General features: G+C 69.6%; 2 protein-coding genes. Both read right to left on the minus strand.

The window, feature by feature from the left end:
* A partial coding sequence (locus tag ABZX92_RS38785; RefSeq protein ID WP_355570464.1) for a type I polyketide synthase occupies positions 1 to 6,431 on the minus strand: 6,431 nt, incomplete at its 3' end.
* Between the two features lie 24 nt (positions 6,432 to 6,455).
* On the minus strand, positions 6,456 to 19,154 hold the full coding sequence (locus tag ABZX92_RS38790; protein WP_355570465.1) for an SDR family NAD(P)-dependent oxidoreductase: 12,699 nt from the start codon (positions 19,152 to 19,154) through the stop codon (positions 6,456 to 6,458).
* Positions 19,155 to 19,186: the final 32 nt, after the last annotated feature.

Consider the following 19,186-nt stretch of genomic DNA (forward strand, 5'->3'; position numbering starts at 1 on the left):
GAGTCCGAGGTCCCCACTCCAAGCGTCCCACGAGGGTCTGACGATTCCGGGCTCGCAAGATCGACAACCGGCGGGTTGTCCACAGGCGCCGAGTTGTCCACAGATTGCGAAGCGGAGCCCTGACCAGCATTTTCACCAAGTACGCTGGAAATTGGGGGGATCCCCGCGGGCGCCTCGATGATCACGTGGGCGTTGGTGCCCGAGACGCCGAACGAGGAGACGCCGGCGCGGCGCGGGCGGGACACGGCGGGCCAGGCGGTCGCGGTGGTCACCAGGGAGACGTCGCCCGCGGTCCAGTCGATGTGGGTCGAGGGCTGGTCGACGTGCAGGGTCGCGGGCACCACGCCGTGCTGCATGGCGTGGACCATCTTGATGATGCCGGCGACACCGGCGGCGGCCTGCGTGTGGCCGATGTTGGACTTGATCGAGCCGAGCAGCAGAGGCGCCGGACGGTCCTGGCCGTAGACAGCCAGCAGAGCCTGGGCTTCGATCGGGTCGCCCAGAGTCGTGCCGGTGCCGTGGGCTTCGACGACGTCCACATCGGACACCGACAGACCCGCCGAGGCGAGAGCCGAGCGGATCACGCGTTGCTGCGAAGGACCGTTCGGCGCGGTGAGGCCGTTGGAGGCGCCGTCCTGGTTGATCGCGGAGCCGCGCACGACGGCCAGAATCGTGTGGCCGTTGCGCAGAGCGTCGGACTGACGTTCGAGGACCAGCAGGCCGACACCCTCACCCCAGCCCGTGCCGTCGGCGGCGTCGGCGAACGACTTGCAGCGCCCGTCCATCGCGAGACCGCGCTGCTTCGAGAAAGCCACGAAGGAGCCCGGCGTCGACATCACGGTGACACCACCGGCGAGAGCCAGGGTGCATTCTCCGTTGCGCAGTGCGGAAGACGCCAGATGCAAAGCGACCAAAGAGGACGAACAAGCCGTGTCGACGGTGACCGCCGGACCTTCGAGACCGAAGGTGTAGGCGACGCGCCCGGACAGCACGCTCTGCGCGGTCCCGGTGCCCTGGTAGCCCTCGAAGATGTCGTCGGACACCAGAGTCGAGTAGTCGTTGGACATCACGCCCGCGAAGACACCGGTCTTCGAGCCGCGCACCGAAGCCGGGTCGATGCCCGCGCGTTCGAAGGCCTCCCAAGCCGTCTGCAGCAGCAGGCGGTGCTGGACGTCCGTCGCGAGAGCCTCGCGCGGGGACATGCCGAAGAAGTCCGGGTCGAACGACGGGGCGTCGTGCAGGAAGCCGCCCTGCATCACGTGGGTCTTGCCCGGGGCGTCCGGGTCCGGGTCGAAGAGACCGTCCAGGTCCCAGCCGCGGTTCGCCGGGAAGCCGGTGACGCCGTCGCGACCCTCGAACACCAGGCGCCACAGGTCTTCCGGCGACGACACGCCGCCGGGGTACTGGCAGGCCATGCCGACGATCACGATCGGATCGTCCGAGACCGCAACAGCGACCTCGGGCACGTGGACGTCGGCGCCGAACAGCTCGTCCAGCAGGAACGACGCCAGGGCTCCCGCGGTCGGGTAGTCGAAGATCAGCGTCGCGGGCAGGCGGATACCCGTGGAGGAGGTCAGGCGGTTGCGCAGCTCGACAGCGGTCAGCGAGTCGAACCCGAGTCCCTGGAACGTGCGCGTGCGGTCCACTTCGGACGCACTGCCGTGACCGAGCACGGCGGCCACCTCAGCAGCGACCAGGTCCAGCAACGCGTCCAAGCGCGCGTCCGCGCCGAGCCGCGACAGCTCGGAGACCAGTCCTTCCGCCGCAACGGACTGGGCAGCGGCGCGACGCTTCGGGGTCTTGATCAAGCCGCGCAACAACGGCGGCGGCGCGCCCTGAGCACGCAATGCCGGCAGATCCAGTCGCAGCGGCAGCAGGAAAGCATCCGAACCGGCGGCTCCTGCGTCGAACAACGCGAGGCCCTCGGCGACCGTCAACGGCGGCATACCAGAACGAGCGATGCGCTGCATGTCGGCTTCCGACATCGAAGCCGTCATGCCCGACGTCTGCTCCCACGCACCCCACGCCAGCGCGACCGCGTGCTGACCGGAAGCGCGGCGCACACGAGCCAGCGCGTCCAGGAAAGCGTTGGCAGCGGCGTAGTTCGCCTGCCCGGCACCACCGAACGTGCCCGCAGCCGACGAGAACAGCACGAAAGGCACATCAGGCAGCAGCGAGTGCAGGTGCAGCGCCGCGTCGACCTTGGGGCGGAACACCGTGTCCAAACGCGACGGATCGAGCGACTCGACCACGCCGTCGTCCAGCACCGCGGCGGTGTGCACGACGCCACCGACGGAGTGCCGCGACAGCAACGATTCCAGCGCCGAACGATCGGAGACGTCGCACGCCTCAACGATCACATCAGCGCCCAATGATTCCAACGCCGACACGTCAGCGGAACCAGTGCGCGAGACGAGCAGCAGCTCGCGAACACCGTGCTCGGCAACGAGATGCCGGGCCACCAGCTGACCAAGACCGCCGGTGCCACCGGTGATCAGCACGCGAACGGACCAGGCAACCCGTTCAGCAGGCAGGGCCGCTCGCGCCAGACGGGCCGCCAGCACCACACCGTCGCGGATCGCCAGCACCGGCTCGTCGGTCGTCAAGGCGTGCAGCACCGCACCGGCCGACGCCTCAGCGAGATCCAGGTCTACCAGCACGAACCGGCCGGGGTGCTCGGACTGCGCCGACCGCACCAGACCACGCGCGGCAGCAGCGGCCAGGTCGTCGCCATCCACCGCGCCACGGGTCACGAACGCGACCCGCCCGGTTCCCGGCAGCGCCTCGTGGATGATCGACAGCACCCGTGCACACGTCTCGCGCACGTCAGTGCCGACAACGGGAACGAGCGTCAGGTCGGCATCCGTCAACTCCGAGACGACCGGACCGGCGGCCAGCGACAGCACGTCCGGCCCGAGCACCGCGACGGTCTGCTCGGCGAACCCGACCGGCAGCTCGACCGGTGCCCACTCGATGCGGAACAACGAGTCCCGCTCCACCCCGGATCCCAGCTCGTCAACGGGAACCGGCCGGGTCTGCAGAGCCTCGACGGACGCGACAGGGGCGCCGGTCGCGTCGGCGACGGCGATCTCCATCGAGCCGTCCTCGCCCCGCGACAACCGCACCCGCACCGCGGAAGCACCGGAGGCGTGCAGGGACACGCCCTGCCACGAGAACGGCAGCCCACCCCTGCTGATCGACCCGAGATCGCCGAAACCGGCGGCGTGCATACCGGCGTCCAGCAACGCCGGGTGCAGCCCGAACGCGCCGCCGTCGACGCCTTCGGGCAGCGCGACTTCGGCGTACACGACACCGTCACCACCGCGCCACACCGCCTGCAGGCCCTGGAAAACCGGCCCGTAGTCGAAGCCCATGTCCGTGAAGCGCTCGTAGGAGCCAGAGATGTCGACAGCGGAAGCGCCGGCAGGTGGCCACACCGAAGCGTCGAACGACACGGCGGAAGCACCAGACCCGAGCACACCGGAAGCGTGCTGAAGCCAAGGCGTGTCAACAGATCCTTCGGGACGCGAGAAGATCTCGACCGAACGACGGCCCGCGGAGTCAGCGGCCCCAATGGAGACCTGCACCTGCACGGCGGCTTCCGGCGTCAACACCAGCGGAGCGGCCAGCGTCAACTCCTCGACGCGGGAGCAACCGACCTCGTCCGCGGCCCGGACCGCGAGCTCCAGGAACGCGGTGCCGGCGAACAGAACCCTCCCCATCACCACGTGATCCGCCAGCCACGGGTGCGTGGCCAGCGACAGCCGCGACGTGAACAGATGCCTCGCCGACCCGGCCAGCTCGACGGCCGCGCCGAGCAACGGGTGCCCGACGGTGCCGAGACCGGCGCCGCGCACGTCACCCGACGACGTTGCGGGACGCGGCCAGAACCGCTGCCGCTGGAACGCGTACGTCGGCAGGTCAACGCGAGAAGCGCCGGAGCCCTCGAACAACCGCGCCCAGTCAACGGTCACACCCGCGACGTGCAGGCGGGCGAGCGCCGTGACGAACGCCAGCTCCTCGCCGCGGTCCTTGCGCCCGGTCGGGATCGCGTCGTCGACCATCGCGGCGAGCACGCCGTCGGGGCCGACCTCCACGAAGGTCTTGTCCCCCATGGCCGTCACGGTGTCGTGGAACCGGACGGCGTCGCGGACGTGCCGCACCCAGTACTCGGGCTGTTGAACAACCCCACCAGCCACCAAAGGAATCGTCGGATCGTTGAACGAAATGCCGGAGATTGCCGTGCGGAAGGAGTCCAGCATCGGCTCCATCAACGGCGAGTGGAACGCGTGCGACACCTTGAGCTGCTTCGTCTTGCGATCGCTGAACTGCTCGACGATCCGGCGAGCCTCTTCTTCAGCACCGGCGATGACGACCGAGCGCGGACCGTTGACGGCGGCGATGGACACGCCGCCGGTGAGGTGCGGCAGGACCTCGTCCTCGGCGGCCTGCAACGCGAACATGACGCCACCGGACGGCAGCGCCTGCATGAGCGAGGCCCGCGCGGTCACCAGCGTGCAGGCGTCTTCGAGCGAGAACACCCCCGCCACGTGCGCGGCCGCGATCTCGCCGATCGAGTGCCCCGCGACCTGTTCCGGCACGAGCCCGAACGACTCCAGCAGCCGGTACATCGCCACCTCGAAGGCGAACAACGCGGGCTGCGTGTACCTGGTCTGCTCCAGCGCGGCGGCGTCCTCGCCCCACATCACCGAGCGCAATGCCGGGTCGAGATGGGCCAATGCCGCGTCGAATGCGGAAGCGAACACCGGGAAGCGGGCGTGCAACTCACGTCCCATGCCGAGCCGCTGCGATCCCTGCCCGGAGAACAGGAACGCGAGCGTGTGCTCCTCGGCGGCGACCCCGCGCGCCAGTTCCGTTCCGTCCGGCAGCACCACGGCCCGCTGCTCGAACGAAGCACGCGCGGTCGCCAACGTGAACGCGATGTCCAGCGGCGACAGGGCATCCACCACCGACTGCAACCGAACCCGCTGCTCCTCCAACGCGGCAGGAGTGCGTGCGGACAGAACCCACGGCAGCACAGCAGGAGCAGCGACAACGGAGCTTTCAACCACTACGGGTGGCGCCTGCTCAAGGATCACGTGCGCGTTCGTGCCAGAGACACCGAACGCGGAAACACCAGCGCGCAGCGGACGGTCAACGGAAGGCCACGGCCGCGCGTCGTGAAGCAATGACACGTTGCCGCGAGTCCAGTCGACCTGGGTGGAGGGCGTGCCGAGGTGCAGGGTCTTGGGCAGCAGTCCGTTCTGCAGCGCCATGACGACCTTGATCACGCCGGCGACGCCCGCCGCGCCCTGGGGGTGACCGATGTTCGACTTGACCGATCCGAGGTAGAGCGGCTCGGCGCGATCCTGTCCGTAGACCGAGAGAATCGCCTGCGCCTCAATGGGGTCGCCGAGAGTCGTTCCGGTGCCGTGCGCCTCAACTGCGTCCACATCGGACGGAGCGAGGCCACCGTTCTGCAGTGCCTGCCGGATGACGCGCTGCTGCGACGGTCCGTTCGGCGCGGTCAGGCCGTTGGAAGCACCGTCCTGGTTGACGGCGGAACCGCGGACGACGGCGAGGATCTTGTCGCCGGCGCGCTGAGCGTCCGACAACCTCTTCAACACCAGCACACCGACGCCCTCGGACCAGCCGGTGCCATCGGCGTCGTCGGAGAACGCCTTGCAGCGGCCATTTCCGGCGAGCCCGCCCTGCGAGGTGAAGGCGGCGAACCCGGCGGGCGTCGTCATGACCGCGACACCACCGGCCAGCGCCAGATCGCACTCACCGGCGCGCAGAGCGGACGAAGCGAGGTGCAACGCCACCAGTGAAGACGAGCAGGCGGTGTCGACGGTGACCGCGGGACCTTCGAGTCCGAGCAGGTAGGAGATGCGGCCGGACAGCACGGAAGCGGCGAACGCGGTCGTCGCGTAGAGGCCGATGTCCTCGCCCGAGCGCGAGAGCAGGTCGGCGTAGTCCTGCGAGGTGGTGCCCATGAACACGCCCGTACGAGTGCCGCGCAACGACTGCGCGTTCACGCCCGCGCGTTCCAAGGCCTCCCAGGCGGTTTCGAGAAGCAGGCGCTGCTGCGGGTCCATGACGACGGCTTCGCGGGGCGAGATGCCGAAGAACCCGGCGTCGAACGACGCCGGGTCTTCGAGGAAGCCACCTTCGATCGTGGCGGAGTCGAGCTCGGAAACGTCCCAAACGCGATCGGCCGGGAACCCGCCGATCACGTCCCTGCCTTCGGCGACGACCTGCCAGAGGTCCTCCGGCGAGGCCACCCCGCCGGGGTACCGGCACCCGATTCCCACGATCGCGATCGGTTCCACCGCTGCCGCGATCAGCTGCTGGTTCTGCTTGCGCAGCCGGTCGATCTCCTTCAGTGACGACCGCAGAGCCTCGACGTACTGGTTAGCAGAGGTGGTCATCGCGCTTCCTTCTCGGATCGCCCGCTAGTCCATGGCGTCCCCGATCGCCAGACGCAGGAGGGCTTCGCCGTCCATGTCGTCGATCGATTCCGCCTCGGCTGCAAGCACAACATCCGGAGCGCTGTTGTTTTCCCCACTCTCCTGGGCAAGTTGCAGGACGAGGTCGAGCAGACCGGCCTGGCGCAGGCGGCTGACCGGGATCGAGGCGAGCGTCTCCCGGATGTGCGCCTCGGGGTCGTGGGCGGCCACGACGTCGCCGAGGAGCTCCGTGCGGATGAACTGGGCCAGCGCGGCGGGTGTCGGGTGGTCGAACACCAGCGTCGCGGGCAACGCGACCCCCGTGACGGCCTTGAGCCGGTTGCGCAGGTCCACGGCGGTCACCGAGTCGAAGCCGACGTCGCGGAACGCCCTGCTCGGCCCGAACGCCTCCGCGCTCTCGAAGCCCAGTGTCGCCGCGGCTTCCGTGCGCACGAGGTCGAGCAACGTCCTGGTGCGTTCGGCCTCGGGCAACGCCAGCAGCCGTTCCTTGAGCCCTGAATCGGTCGTTTCCGGCTCTTCCAGGGCCTTCTGGACGGACGGGATGCCCATCAGCAACGGGCTCGGCCTGGACGCGGTGAAGCTCGGCGCGAACTTCTCCCAGTCCATGTTGGTGATCGTCAGCGACGTGTGGCCGTCCTCGACCGCCTGTTGCAGCGCGGTGATCGCGAGGTCCGGCTTCATCGTGTGGACGCCGCGGCGGCGCAGCTGTTCGGCGCCTTCCTCGTTCTCCGACGCCATGCCGGAGTCGGCCCAGGCACCCCACGCGATCGAGGTGGCTGTCAACCCCTGCGCGCGACGGAAGTGCGCGAGGCCGTCGAGGTAGGCGTTCGAGGCGGCGTACGCGGGTTGCGCGCCGCTGCCCCAGCTCGCCGCACCGGACGAGAAGAGGATGAACGCGTCCAGGTCGCTCGTCAGCTCGTGCAGCAGCCACGCACTCGTCATCTTGGCCTTGAGCAGCCGATCCAGCTGGTCGATGCCCAGCGCGTCGGTCGGCGCGTTGCCCTCGACGATGCCGGCCGCGTGCACGACCGCCCTGATGTCGGGTACCGCGTCGATCACCGCCCGGAGGCTGGCGCGATCCGACGCGTCGCAGGCCGCGATGGTGACGCGGGCTCCGAGTGCTTCGAGTTCTGCCTTGAGTTCCTGCGCTCCCGGCGCTTGATCACCTCGGCGGCTGGTGAGCAGCACGTGCTCAGCGCCGCGCTTGGCGACCCAACGGGCGACGTGGCCGCCCAACGCTCCGGTGCCGCCGGTGATCAGGACGGTGCCGCGCGGGTTCCACTCGGTGGACTTCGGCGCGCGCTGGGCAGGGACGAGCCTGCGCCCGTGGACGCCGGTGTCGCGGACCGCGAGCTGGTCCTCGCCGCCGCCGTTGGTGATCGCGGCGACCAGCCCCTGTTCGATCTGTCCGTCGATGATCTCCGGCAGGTCGACCAGGCCACCCCAGCGGCGCGGCAGGTCGAGCGCCGCCACCCTGCCGAGGCCCCACAACGCCACCTGTTCGGGGTTGCGCACCTCGTCGGTCGCGCCGGTCGAGATCGCCTGTTTCGTGACCGCCCAGAACGGCGCGGTGCTGCCGGCATCGCCGAGTGCCTGGAGCAGCAGGACGTTCAGCGCGAGGCCTTGTGGTGTCGACGTGAACTCCTCGTGCGGCGTGTTCTCCGTGCCGAGCAACGAGATCACGCCCACCGGTTCGATGCCGATCAGCTCGGTGGCGAGCAGCGCGCGTTCGGCGTTCTTGTGCACGGTGATCTTCACAACGTCGCTGCCGAACGTCTTCAGCACCGCTTCGTGCCACTCGTCCGTCTGCTCGGGAACCGCCGCGAGCCACGTGCCGTTGATGCCGGTCGCCTGAACCCCGCGCAGGAGCTGCCACGAGTCGCGATAACGCCAGCCATCCACAGTGGACTGACTCTGCTGCTTCGCGCGCCATTCCCTCAGCGCCGGAACGACGTTCTCCGCGTCGACTCCCAGCGCCTCGGTGAGATCGCCGTTCTCGACGAGCCGCCAGAACGCGCTGTCCTCGGCGTTGACCGTCCTGGTGCCCGCCTTCGGCCAGAACCTGCTGCGGCTGAACGGATACGTCGGCAGGTCGATCTTCCGGCCACCTGGGTACCGCCACTGAACGTCAAGTCCCGCGACCCACGCCTCGGCGAGGCTCGTCGTGAACCTCCGGCTGTCGCCCTGATCGCGCCTCAACGAACCGACCGTCACCAGCTCAGTGCCCTGCGCTTCGGCCGTGGCCTGCGCCGACATCGTCAGCACCGGATGCGGGCTGGCCTCGACGAACACCCGATAGCCGTCCTCGATCAGCTTCTGGGTGATCGCGACGAACTCGATGGGCCTGCGCGCGTTCTCGTACCAGTAGCCGGCGTCGAGGCTCGACGTGTCGACGCGCTCGGCCTTGACCGTGGAATAGAACGCGATGTCGCTGGTACGCGGCGTGATCGTGCCGAGCAGGGCCATCAGCTTCTCGCGGAGCGGCTCCACCTGCGGCCCGTGCGACGCCACTGTCGACGCCACCACCCGCGCCCGGATCTCCCTGGCCTGGCACAGTTCCACGAACTCGTTGAGCTCACTGACAGCGCCGGCAACCGTGCACGCGTTCGGACTGTTGATCCCCGCGATCGACAACACCGGCCACTGCTCGATCAGCTTCCGCGCTTCCTCAACGGGCAGCGCGACGCTCGCCACCGCTCCGTTCCCCACCAGCTCGTCCGCGAACAGCTGGGATCGCAGCACCACGATCCTGGCCGCCTCATCCAGGCTGAGCGCCCCGGCGATGTAAGCCGCGGCGATCTCACCCTGCGAGTGGCCGACGACCGCCGCCGGTTCGACCCCGTTCTTCCGCCACGTCTGCGCCAGCGACACCATCACGGCGAACAACGTCGGCTGCAGCACCTCGATGCGCTCCAGCAACTCCGCGTCGCCCCGCAGCACATCGATCACCGACCAGTCGACCAGCTTCCCGATCGCCTCGTCGCACTCCCGAACCCACTGCGCGAACGTCTCGTCCTCATCCAGCAGCTCGACCGCCATGCCGTGCCACTGCGACCCCTGGCCGGGGAAGACGAACACCGGCGCACTCTCCTGCGCCACCCCCTGAACCACTTCATCGCCCATGAGCACCGCACGGTGATCAAACACCGACCGCGTGGTCAGCAACGAGAACCCGATGTCCTCGGCCCTGCCTTCCAGCGCCCGCACCTGCTCGATCCGAGCCTTCAACGACCCCGGCGACTTGGCCGACACCACCAGCGGCACGATCCCACCGCTCGGAATCGATCCCGATTGGGGGCCCCGGGGGGAGACCGAGGTCCCCACTCCAATCGTCCCATCGAGCACCGACGATTCCGCGTCGGCAAGACCCACAACTGCCGAGTTGTCCACAGGCGCCGAGTTGTCCACAGATTCCAGCGAGCCCGTTTGACCAGCCGTTTCGCTGAGTACGCTGGAAATCGGGGGGATCCCCGCGCGCGCGACCGACGACGACGGCGCCTCCTCCAGGATCATGTGCGCGTTCGTGCCGGAGATGCCGAACGCCGAGACGCCCGCCCGTCGCGCGTGACCGTTCGGCGACCACTCACGGGCAGACGTGAGCAGTTCGATCGTGCCCGCGGACCAGTCGACGTGCGAGGAGGGCGCGGCGACGTGCAGCGTCTGCGGCAGCACACCGTTCTGCAGGGCCAGCACAATCTTGATCACGCCCGCGACACCCGCCGCCGCCTGCGTGTGGCCGATGTTCGACTTCACCGAACCCAGCCACAGCGGCTCGGAACGATCCGCGCCGTAGGTGTTGATCAGGGCCTGAGCCTCGATCGGGTCACCCAGAGCCGTGCCGGTGCCGTGCGCCTCGACGACGTCGACATCACCCACAGACAGACCGGCGTTCGCGAGAGCAGCACGAATCACGCGCTGCTGCGACGGGCCGTTGGGTGCGGTCAGGCCGTTGGACGCACCGTCCTGGTTCACGGCGGAGCCACGGATCACCGCGAGCACCTGGTGCCCGTTCCGAACAGCATCCGACAGCCGCTCCATCACGACCATGCCGACGCCCTCAGACCAGCCCGCGCCGTCCGCGTCGTCGGAGAACGCCTTCGACCGGCCGTTCGCCGCCAGCGCGCCCTGGCGAGTCAGCTCGGCGAACGCGTAGGGCGTGGTCATGATCGTCGCGCCACCCGACACCGCCAACGAGCACTCACCACCACGCAACGCCTGCACGGCGAGATGCATCGCCACGAGAGAGGCGGAGCACGCAGTGTCGACGGTGACCGCCGGCCCCTCGAAGCCGAACGTGTACGACAGACGACCCGAGATCACGGAAGCCGCCAGGCCCGTCGCCGCGTGGCCCTCCGTGTCCTCGGACGACGACGTCAGCAGCGTGGCGTAGTCCTGGCCGTTGGTGCCCACAAACACACCCGTCTGCGTGCCACGCAACGAGAGAGGATCGACGCCGACGCGCTCGAGGGCTTCCCATGTGGTCTCCAGCAGGAACCGCTGCTGCGGATCCATCGCGAGCGCCTCACGTGGTGAGATGCCGAAGAACGCCGGGTCGAAATCCGCGGTCCCGGCCAGGAACCCGGCCTCGCGGGTGATCGACGTCGACAGCACCGACTCCACGTCCCAGTCGCGGTCGACCGGGAACGCGCCCATGCCGTCCCGTCCGTCAAGCAGCAGCTGCCACAGTTGTTCGGGCGTGTTCACGTCACCGGGGAAGCGGCACGCCATGCCAACGATCGCGATCGGTTCGTCGGCGCGCGCGGACGTCACCTCCTCCTCGACTGACCCACCGCGCAGATGGTCGGCGAGACGGCGCGGCGTCGGGTAGTCGTAGACCAGCGACGCGGGCAACGTCCGCCCGGTCGCCGCCGACAGCTGGTTGCGCAGCTCGACCGCGGTCAGCGAGTCGAAGCCGAGGTCGCGGAACTCCTTGTCCACCCCCACCGCGTGCGGTCCGGCATAACCGAGCACCGACGCGACAGCCGTCCGCACGACCTCCAGCACATCGCCGCTCAGGACAGCCTTTGGCTTACGCCCCTTGGCCTTCGGCGGCAGGATCGCGACGGCGACGGTAGGCGCGTCCTCCGCGACCGCCCGCCACATCGACTCCACCGCCAGGTCCGGCCGCATCGTGATCGCGCTCAGGTCCGCGCCCACCCCGTCGGCCATGCCAGAGCCCGCCCACGCTCCCCATGCGATCGACGTCGCCGGCAGACCGGCCGAACGCCGATCCCGCGCGATGGCGTCGAGCACGGCGTTGGCGGCGGCGTAGTTGGCCTGACCGGGGTTGCCGAGCGCACCCGCGACCGAGGAGAACAACACGAACGCGTCGAGTTCCAGAGATCGAGTCAACTCGTCGAGCACCAGCGCCGAGGCGACCTTCGACCGGAACACGTCCGCGAACCGTTCCGGCGCAAGACCTTCGAGCACACCATCGCTCAAAACGCCCGCGGTGTGGACGATCGCGTCCGGCGGGTACGAAGCCAGCAGCTGTTCAACAGCGGCTCGGTCCGCGACGTCGCACGCCACGACCTCCGCACCCAGCTCCTCGCGCAGCTGCGCGGCTCCCGGCGCGTCGAGACCACGCCGGCTCACCAGCACGATCTTCTCGACGCCGCGTTCCTTGAGGTCACGGGCGACATGCGCACCGAGCGCGCCCGTGCCCCCTGTGACGATCACCGTGCCGTGCGGCTCCCACATCGCATCGGTTGGCGCGGCAGCGTTGTAACGCCGCCCGAACACGCCCTCCTCGCGAATCTCGACCTCGGTCTCATCGCCGGCGAGCACCGCGGCCAGCTGCGTGACGTCCCCGGTGATGTCGACCAAGCCACCCCACTGCGCGGGCAGCTCCAACGCGGCCACCCGGCCCAGGCCCCAGACCGCACTCTGCGTCGGACTGGTCCCGGCACCGCGCGTCACCACCCACACCGGAGCGCTGACACCCTTGCGCGCCAACGACTGGATCAGCTGCATCGTCGTGATCACACCGCGTGGCACGCCGTTCTCGTCCGTCTGGCCGTCCAACGCCAGCAGCGACACGATCCCGTCGAGCGGCGTCTGTGGAACCTCCTGCACCACAACGCCACCGACAGCCGCCGCTACCTCACGCGCGAACTCGTCCTCCGCTCCGAGCACCAGCCACGTTCCGGAAACCGCGCCTCGCGGCGTGATCCGTTCCCACGACTCGCGGTGCCGCCAAGAGTCCACAGAGGACTTGGCGCGGTCGACCGGGGCGACGTCGAGCACGGTCGGCCAGTAACGCTCGTGCTGGAACGCGTAGGTCGGCAGGTCCACCCGCCGCGCGCCCGTTCCTTCGAACAGCACGCTCCAGTCCACGGTCCCGCCGTTGACGTGCAGGCGGGCGAGCCCGGCGACGAACGCCTGTTCCTCGCCGCGGTCCTTGCGCAGCAACGGGATGCCGCTGACCATCGCCGACAGCACGCCATCGGGCCCGATCTCCAGGAATGTGCTGCCGTCGAGCGCGCGCACCGTGTCGTGGAACCGCACGGCCTCGCGGACGTGTCGGACCCAGTACTCGGGTTCTTGAACATTCCCACCAGCCAACAACGGGATCGTCGGATCGTTGAACGACACGCCGGAGATTGCCGCGCGGAAGTCGTCCAGCATCGGCTCCATCAACGGCGAGTGGAACGCGTGCGACACCTTGAGCCGCTTCGTCTTGCGATCGCTGAATTGTTCAGCGATACCACGAGCCTCTTGTTCAACACCCGCGATGACCACCGCGTTCGGCCCGTTCACCGCCGCGATCGACACGCCGGGAGTGAGCAGCGGCGTGATCTCGTCCTCGCCCGCCTCGATCGCGATCATCGCGCCGCCGGACGGCAGCGCCTGCATCAGCGAAGCGCGCGCGGAGATCAACGTGCAGGCGTCCTCCAGGCTGAACACACCCGCGACGTGCGCGGCCGCGATCTCGCCGATCGAGTGGCCCGCCAGCCGGTCGGCCTTGATCCCGAACGACTCCGCCAGCCGGAACAACGCGACTTCCAGCGCGAAGATCGCGGGCTGCGCGGTGCCGGTCTGGTCCAGCGCCTCCGCGTCCTCGCCCCACATGATCGACCGCAACCCCGGGTCGAGATGCGCGAGCACGGCGTCGAAGGCGTCCGCGAACACCGGGAACCGCTCGTAGAGCTCACGTCCCATGCCGAGACGTTGCGATCCCTGCCCGGTGAACAACAGCGCCAGATCGCGCTCGGCCACCTCCCCCTTGGCGATCTCCACTCCGTCGACGAGCACCACGCGGTGCTCGAACGCGCTGCGCGACACCGCGAGCGAGTAGGCGAGGTCGAGCTGCGAGGCGTCGACAGATCCAAGGCGCGCAAGCTGGTCGGCCAGTGCCTCCTCGGACCGGCCAGACACCACCAGCGGCAGCACCGAAGCGCCGGCCGTCGCCACGGGGACAGCGGGAGTGAACTCCGGCGCCTCCTCGATGATCACGTGCGCGTTCGTGCCGGAGACCCCGAACGACGACACACCAGCGCGGCGCGGATGTCCGTTGGCCGTCCAGTCACGGCGAGACGTGAGCAGCTCGACGTTGCCGGTCTGCCACTCCACATTGGACGACGGCGCGTCGACGTGCAGCGTCTGCGGCAGCACACCGCGACGCAGAGCCATGATCATCTTGATCACACCCGCGACACCACCGGCCGACTGCGGATGGCCGAGGTTCGACTTGATGGAGCCGAGCAGCAGCGGCGTTTCCCGGTTCTGCCCGTACGTCGCGAGCACGGCCTGAGCCTCGATCGGGTCGCCCAGTGTGGTGCCCGTGCCGTGCGCCTCGACCGCGTCCACTTCGGACGGCTGAAGCCCGGCGTTCGCCAGCGCCTGCCGGATCACCCGCTGCTGCGACGGACCGTTGGGCGCGGTCAGGCCGTTCGACGCGCCGTCCTGGTTGACCGCGGATCCACGCAGCACGGCCAGAACCTCGTGCCCGTGACGACGCGCGTCCGACAGCCGTTCCAGCAGCACCACACCGGCACCTTCGGACCAGCCCGTGCCGTCAGCGGCCTCGGCGAACGCCTTGCAACGCCCGTCCGGTGCGAGCCCGCCGGCCGCGGTGAAGGCCGAGTAGGCGTTCGGAGTGGTCATGACCGCGACACCACCGGCCAGCGCCAGGTCGCACTCACCGTTGCGCAGCGCCTGCGCGGCCCAGTGCATGGCGACGAGCGACGACGAGCAGGCCGTGTCGATGGTGACCGCGGGGCCTTCGAGTCCGAGCAGGTAGGAGATGCGGCCGGACAGCACCGAAGCCGAGAACGCGGTCGTCGCGTACGGGCCGGTCTCCTCCAGCGAGCGGTTGAGCAGCGACTCGTAGTCCTGCCCGGTGGTGCCGACGAAGACGCCGGTCAGGCTGCCCTTCAACGAGGTCGGGTCGATGCCCGCGCGTTCCAGGGCCTCCCAGGAGGTTTCGAGGAGCAGACGTTGCTGCGGGTCCATGACGACGGCCTCGCGCGGGGAGATCCCGAAGAAGCCCGCGTCGAAGTCGGCGACGGCGTCGAGGAACCCGCCTTCGAACGTCGAGCTGGCGAGCCGGTCCAGGTCCCAGCCGCGGTCGGCCGGGAACCGCGAGATCACGTCGCGTCCCTCGAACACCAGGTCCCACAACGCTTCCGGCGTCGTGACCCCGCCGGGGTAGCGGCAGCCGATGCCGACGATCGCGATCGGGTCGTCAGTGGCCGGCGTGGCCGCGCGGACCTCGATCCGATGAGCGCCACCGAACAGCTCATCACGCAGGTGCTGAGACAGCGTCGTCGCGGTCGGATAGTCGAACACGAGCGTCGCGGGCAGCGCGAGGCCGGTCGCGGTCTTGAGGCGGTTGCGCATCTCGACCGCGGTCACCGAGTCGAATCCCAGCTCGCGGAACGCCCTGCCGACCGGCACCTGGTCGCTTTCCGCGTAGCCCAGCGTCTTCGCGGCCTCGGCGCGGACCAGGTCGAGCAGCGCGCGGTCGCGTTCGGCCTCGGTGAGCTTCGCGAGACGGTGCTTGAGCTCCGACTCCTCGACGGGTTCCTCGGCAAGCGCCTGGCGCACCTCGGGAATGCCGGTGAGCAGCGGGCTCGGGCGTTCGGCGGTGAAGCTCGGCGCGAACCTCGCCCAGTCGATGTCGGTGACGGTGAGCTGGGTCTGGTCGTCGGCGACGGCTTGGCGCAGCACCCTCATCGCGAGCTCGGGCGGCATCGATCGGATGCCGATTCGGTGCAGCGCCTCGTACATGCCGTGGTCGGCGGCCATGCCGGCGTCCGCCCAGGCGCCCCACGCGATCGACGTCGCTTTGAGGCCCTGTGAGCGACGCAGCTGCGCGAGCCCGTCGAGATAGGCGTTGGCCGCGCCGTATGCGGGCTGGCCGCCGCTCCCCCAGCTCGCCGCACCCGACGAGAACAAGATGAAACGGGCTTCCGGCGCCAGTTCGTGCAGGTGCTTCGCCGCGGTGATCTTGGTGTCGAGGAGCGCGGTGACGTCCTCGTACCGGATCTCGTCGATCGGCGCGTCGCCGGTGCCGATGCCCGCCGCGTGCACGACCGTCGTGAGGTCGTCGATGCCCGCGAGCAGCGCCGCCAGCGCTTCCCGGTCCGCCGCGTCGCAGGCCGCGATCGTGACGCGCGTGGTGTTCTCCAGCTCGGCCTTGAGTTCCGCCGCGCCGGGAGCGTCGAGACCGCGGCGGCTGGTGAGCACGAGGTGCTCGGCTCCGGCTTCGGCCATCCAGCGCGCGACGTGGCCACCGAGCGCGCCGGTGCCGCCGGTGATCAGCACCGTGCCGGACGCTTCGAACTCCGGGCCGTGGTGGGCGTTCGTGCGGACGAGACGGCGGGCGAACACGCCGTTGTCCCTGATCGCGACCTGGTCCTCGGCGCCGGTCAGTGCGGCCGCGAACCGTTGCGCGGCCTTGGCGTCCAGCTTCGCGGGCAGGTCGATCAGGCCACCCCAGCGGCGCGGCAGGTCGAGCGCGGCGACCCGGCCGAGGCCCCAGATCGCGGTCTGCGCCGGGTCGACGGGTTCACCGCCGACGGCGACGGCCTGGCGCGTGACGGCCCAGATCGGTGCGCTGACACCGGCTTCGGCCAGTGCCTGCACCAGGGTGATCGTCGCCTGCAGCCCGGTCATGGCGATGACGCCGTCGATCGTCTCGGGCAGGTGGGCTTTCAGGTCTTCCCGGCTGATCTGCTCGTCGACGTCGATGTGGTCGGCGCCCAACGCGTCGATCACGTCTTGGGCTTCGGTGCCGGACGTCACGACGAGCCACGTGCCGGCCGGTGTGCCGCTGACCTTGACCGGAGTCCACTGGTCGCGGTACCGCCAGGTGTCCATTGTGGATTCGGACTTGCGGCGGCTGCGCCACTGCGCGAGCGTTTGCGCGACTCCACGCTCGACGCCGATGTCCTCCAGGCCGCCGTTGTCGACGAGCTCCCAGAACTCCGCGTCGACCGGGTCGGACGTGTCCTTGGCGAGCGGCTCGGGCCAGAACCTCTGCCGGTCGAACGGGTAGGTGGGCAGCGGGATGCTCCTGCCGCCGGGGTACTGCCACTGGACGCCGAGCCCCGCGACCCACGCTTCGGCGAGCGAGGTGGTGAACCGGTGTTTGCCGCCCTGGTCGCGCCTGAGTGAGCCGATGGCGACGATCTCGGTGCCGGTCGCTTCGGCCGTTTGCTGGGCGGGCAGCATCAGCACGGGGTGCGCGCTCGACTCGACGAGCACGCGGTGGCCGTCCTGGACCAGCTTTTCGACGACCTCGGCGAAGCTGACGGGCTGACGCGCGTTCTGGAACCAGTACTCGGCGTCGAGGCTTGCCGTGTCGACGCGTCCGGCCGTGACGGTCGAGTAGAACGGGATGCCGCTGGTCTGCGGCGTGATCTCCGCGAACAGCTCCAGGATCTGCTCGCGGAGCCGGTCGACCTGCGCGCAGTGCGAGGCGACGGTGCTGCCGATCACGCGGGCGCGGATGTCCTTGGCAACGCAGCTCTCGACGAACGCTTCGAGCGCGGGAATCGCTCCGGCGACAGTGCAGGCGTACGGGCTGTTGACGCCCGCGATCGCCAGCTCTGCCGGCAGCAGCTCCTCGACCTCGTTGGCGGGCAACGCAATGCTCGCGACGGCGCCGTTGCCGACGAGCTCGTCCGCGAACAGCTGCGACCGCTTGACGACGATCTGTGCCGCCTGGTCGAGGCTGAGCGCGCCCGCGATGTAGGCGGCGGCGATCTCTCCCTGCGAGTGGCCGACGACCGCCGCGGGCTCGACCCCGTTCGCCCGCCAGGTCTGGGCGAGCGAGATCATGATCGCGAACAGCGCGGGCTGCAGGATCTCGATGCGCTCCAGCAGTTCCGCGTCGCCTCGCAGCACATCGATCACCGACCAGCCGACGTGCTCGGCGATCACCCGATCCGCCTCGGCCATCCACCGCGCGAACGTCTCGTCCTCGTCGAGCAGCTCGACCGCCATGCCGTGCCACTGCGAGCCCTGACCGGGGAACACGAACACCGGCCCCGGCCCGGCCTCCGCCACGACACCTTCGACGACCTCGCCGCCGACGATCACCGCGCGCTGCTCGAACCTGCTCCGCCGGGCCAGCGAGAACCCGACGTCGTTCGCCGGCACCCCGCTCTCGACCAGCGCCTTGATCCGCTCGACCTGGGCCCGCAGCGCTCCCGCCGACTTGGCCGAGAGCGGCAGCGCCACGCTCTGGATCGATCCGGGTTGGGCGGCCCCCTGGGGGGATCCGCCCCCCATCCCAATCATCTCAGGCAGGTCTGACAGTTCCGGAGCCTCGAGGATGACGTGCGCGTTCGTGCCGCTGATGCCGAACGACGACACGCCGGCGCGGCGCGGGCGGTCGGTGGACGGCCAGTCGCGGGATGAAGTGAGCAGCTCGACCGCGCCCGCGTCCCACTCGATGTGTGAAGAAGGCGCGGAGACGTGCAGGGTCTGCGGGAGCACGCCGTGCCGCAGCGCCATGATCATCTTGATCACACCGGCGACGCCCGCGGCCGACTGGGTGTGGCCGATGTTGGACTTGATCGAGCCCAGGTAGAGCGGCTCGGCGCGCTCCTGCCCGTAGACCGCGAGCAGCGCCTGCGCCTCGATCGGGTCGCCCAAAGAGGTACCGGTGCCATGCGCTTCCACGGCGTCGACGTCGTGAGGCGACAAGCCTGCCGAAGCGAGAGCCGCGCGGATCACCCGTTGCTGCGACGGACCGTTGGGCGCGGTGAGGCCGTTCGAGGCGCCGTCCTGGTTGACCGCGGTGCCCTTCAGGACCGCGAGGACGTTGTGGCCGTGGCGCACCGCGTCCGACTGCCGCTCCAGCACCAGCAGGCCGGCACCCTCGGAGAACCCGGTGCCGTCCGCGCCCTCGGAGAACGCCTTGCAGCGCCCGTCCGACGAGACACCGCGCTGCCGGGAGATCTCGATGAACGTCGCGGGCGTCGACATCACCGCCACACCACCGGCGAGCGCCAGCGACGACTCGCCCGTCCGCAGCGACTGCGCGGCCAGGTGCATCGCGACCAGCGACGACGAGCAGGCCGTGTCGATCGTGACGGCCGGGCCTTCCAGACCGAGCACATAGGACACTCGGCCGGACGCGACCCTCAAGAACATCATCTGGGGCGACGACGAAGAAGCCCTCGACCAGACCCAGCACACCCAGCCCGCGCTGTTCGCCGTCGAGGTCTCCACGCGGTCGTCATCCCCCCAGACAGTCAACCGCC

The organism is Lentzea sp. NPDC006480, assembly GCF_040611995.1.
GTDB lineage: Bacteria > Actinomycetota > Actinomycetes > Mycobacteriales > Pseudonocardiaceae > Lentzea.